Origin of the sequence: Olsenella sp. An293 (genome assembly GCF_002159495.1) — a bacterium.
In the GTDB taxonomy this organism is placed as follows: Bacteria; Actinomycetota; Coriobacteriia; order Coriobacteriales; family Atopobiaceae; genus Thermophilibacter.
The window spans coordinates 1-2167 of the sequence record NZ_NFIT01000032.1; the positions used below are offsets into that span (position 1 = coordinate 1).

The following is a 2167-nucleotide window of genomic DNA, read 5'->3' on the forward strand; positions in this document are numbered from 1 at the left end:
CCATCGGGAAGACCATCATCGTGCTGATGGCCAGCGTGATGGCAAGGCGGCTGCTCTTGCCCGGCGTCACCAGGAAGCGGAACGCAAACCACTTGGCAAACCGGCTGGCTACGAACACGTCTAGGAGGGTGGAATATTCAGCGCGGCGTGGTGGTCATCCCCAAGTCCGTGCACAAGGATCGCATGGAGCAAAACATCGACGTGTGGGATTTTGAGCTCACCGACGAGGATATGGCGAAGATCGGCGAGCTCACCCTCAACCACAGCGAGATCGTCAACCACGACGACCCGGCGTTTGTGAAGATGCTTCACGGCGTGAGCAGCGTGAAGACTCGTCTATAGCGACGTAGGCGGATAAGGGGCGCTCTGCCGGGGGCATCGATGCTGCCGGCAGAGCGTCCCCTTCCGGAGCGTGCGAATTGTTTGCGCTACACGCGCACCACGTAGCCGTCCTTGCGCGGAGCGGCGGCGGGCTCGGGGCCGTCGGCATAACCCAGCGCGATGGCGCCCACACCGCGCAGCGTCTCGGGTAGACTCCACTCGCGCAGAAGAGCCTTGCCCTCCTTGCTGTCGAAAATCTCGCGCTCGCGGTGGATCCAGCAGCTCGATAGCCCCACGGCATGCGCTGCGAGCATGAGATTCTCGAGCACGCAGGAACCATCCTCTATGAAGGTGCCGCGCTCACCGTCGGCGAGCACCACCACGATCACCGGTGCGCCGTAATACGGGTCGGTGTCCTTGCCCATGACGGCGGCGTAGAGCGCGCGCAGGCGCTCGCGGGTCTCGGGACTCGTCACCGCGACGATCACCGGAGACTGGTGCCCGCCGCCCGTGGGCGCGTAGGTGCCTGCGTCCAGCACGGCGTCGAGTGGCTCGGCGTGGCGGTGATCCTCGCGGGCGTGTGCCTTGCTCAAGTGCCGTCGCTTTTTGCGCGACATGCCCACAGCGATTAAACTAGTGCGCGGGTACGCTGCATGAAAGGGAGGGCAATGGGTGCCGAAACAACGAAACCCTTCGCGAATTGCGAGGATGTCCTAGCGTGTCCTGTCTGCGGGGAGCCGCTGAGCTTGTCCGGGACATCCTTGCGTTGCGTACGCAACCATTGCTTCGATTTGGGTCGCCAGGGGTACGTTAACCTGCTTGCGCATCACAAGGCGGCGGGACCGTATGATCGGGACTCGTTTCTCAGCCGACGCGCGGTCTTTTCAAGCGGGCTGTACGATGCGCTCGCTGCCGAGCTGTGCGACATCATGGTTTCACTCGACATCGAGGGCGTCGTTGTCGATGCGGGCTGCGGCGAGGGTTTCTTCTCGAGCCGTTTGGCGGAACGTTTCGTGCCGCCGATCCGGCTCTTCTCGTGTGATATCTCCAAAGATGCCGTTCGCCTCGCCGCAGGTGCGGACCGCGAGGGCTCCGTTGCATGGCTCGTGGCAGACTTAACCGCGATTCCCCTGCGCGACCACTGTGCGAGCTGCGTCCTCAACATCTTCTCGCCGGCAAACTATGGGGAATTCCAGCGTGCGCTCAAGCCCGGCGGCTTTCTCATCAAGGTGGTGCCGACCCCAAACCACTTTCGTGAGATTCGTGAGCGGGTCAGTGACAAGGCGCCTGAGCGAGGAGATTACTCAAACGAGCGGGTGATCCGGCACCTCTCCGATATTTGCGGGATACGGGAGAGGCGCGTGGTAACCTCCACGATCCGAATGACGCAAGAGCAGCTCGTCGCAGCGGTTGAGATGTCACCGATCATGTTTGGGATCGACGGCTCGACTCTCGACTGGACGTCAGTCGATACGCTCACCATGGAGGCGGAGATCCTGGTGGGGACGTTTGATCAAGCCGCCCGCCTCTAGGCGGATGCAGGCTCCGCGAGCACCGTCCCCTCAGGGAACGCGCGGCGGAAGACCCAGCGCGAGAGCGGGCCCGCCACCAGCAGGTTCCACGGCAGCGCGGCGACGAAGTTCCACGGGATGTTCGCGATCCACGTGGGCAGGATCATGGCCGGGTCGCCCACGTGCGTGAACGCCTCGAGCGCGCCGTAGAGCGACATGAAGAGCACCATCGGGAAGACCATCATCGTGCTGATGGCCAGCGTGATGGCAAGGCGGCTGCTCTTGCCCGGCGTCACCAGGAAGCGGAACGCAAACCACTTGGCAAACCGGCTGGC

Annotated in this window: 3 protein-coding genes and 1 pseudogene; 2 read left to right on the forward strand and 2 right to left on the reverse strand. The window is 63.3% G+C overall.

Annotated elements, in window-relative coordinates; translation table 11 throughout:
* Nucleotides 1-183: 183 nt before the first annotated feature.
* A complete protein-coding gene (locus tag B5F85_RS10455) occupies nucleotides 184-342 on the forward strand; it encodes a hypothetical protein (RefSeq protein ID WP_204204783.1) in 159 nt (52 codons plus the stop codon).
* Nucleotides 343-428: 86 nt separating this feature from the next.
* Here B5F85_RS10455 and B5F85_RS10460 read toward each other — a convergent pair whose 3' ends face one another.
* Complete coding sequence (locus B5F85_RS10460) at nucleotides 429-914, reverse strand: nitroreductase family protein (protein WP_204204785.1); 486 nt, start codon at nucleotides 912-914, stop codon at nucleotides 429-431.
* A gap of 75 nt (nucleotides 915-989) precedes the next feature.
* Here B5F85_RS10460 and B5F85_RS10465 point away from each other — a divergent pair, with 75 nt between their 5' ends.
* On the forward strand, nucleotides 990-1853 hold the full coding sequence (locus tag B5F85_RS10465) for a putative RNA methyltransferase (protein WP_239378227.1): 864 nt from the start codon (nucleotides 990-992) through the stop codon (nucleotides 1851-1853).
* Here the strand turns inward: B5F85_RS10465 and B5F85_RS10470 are convergent.
* Nucleotides 1850-2167, reverse strand: a pseudogene (locus tag B5F85_RS10470) (DUF2798 domain-containing protein); the annotation flags it as partial. The gene B5F85_RS10465 and the pseudogene B5F85_RS10470 overlap by 4 nt on opposite strands.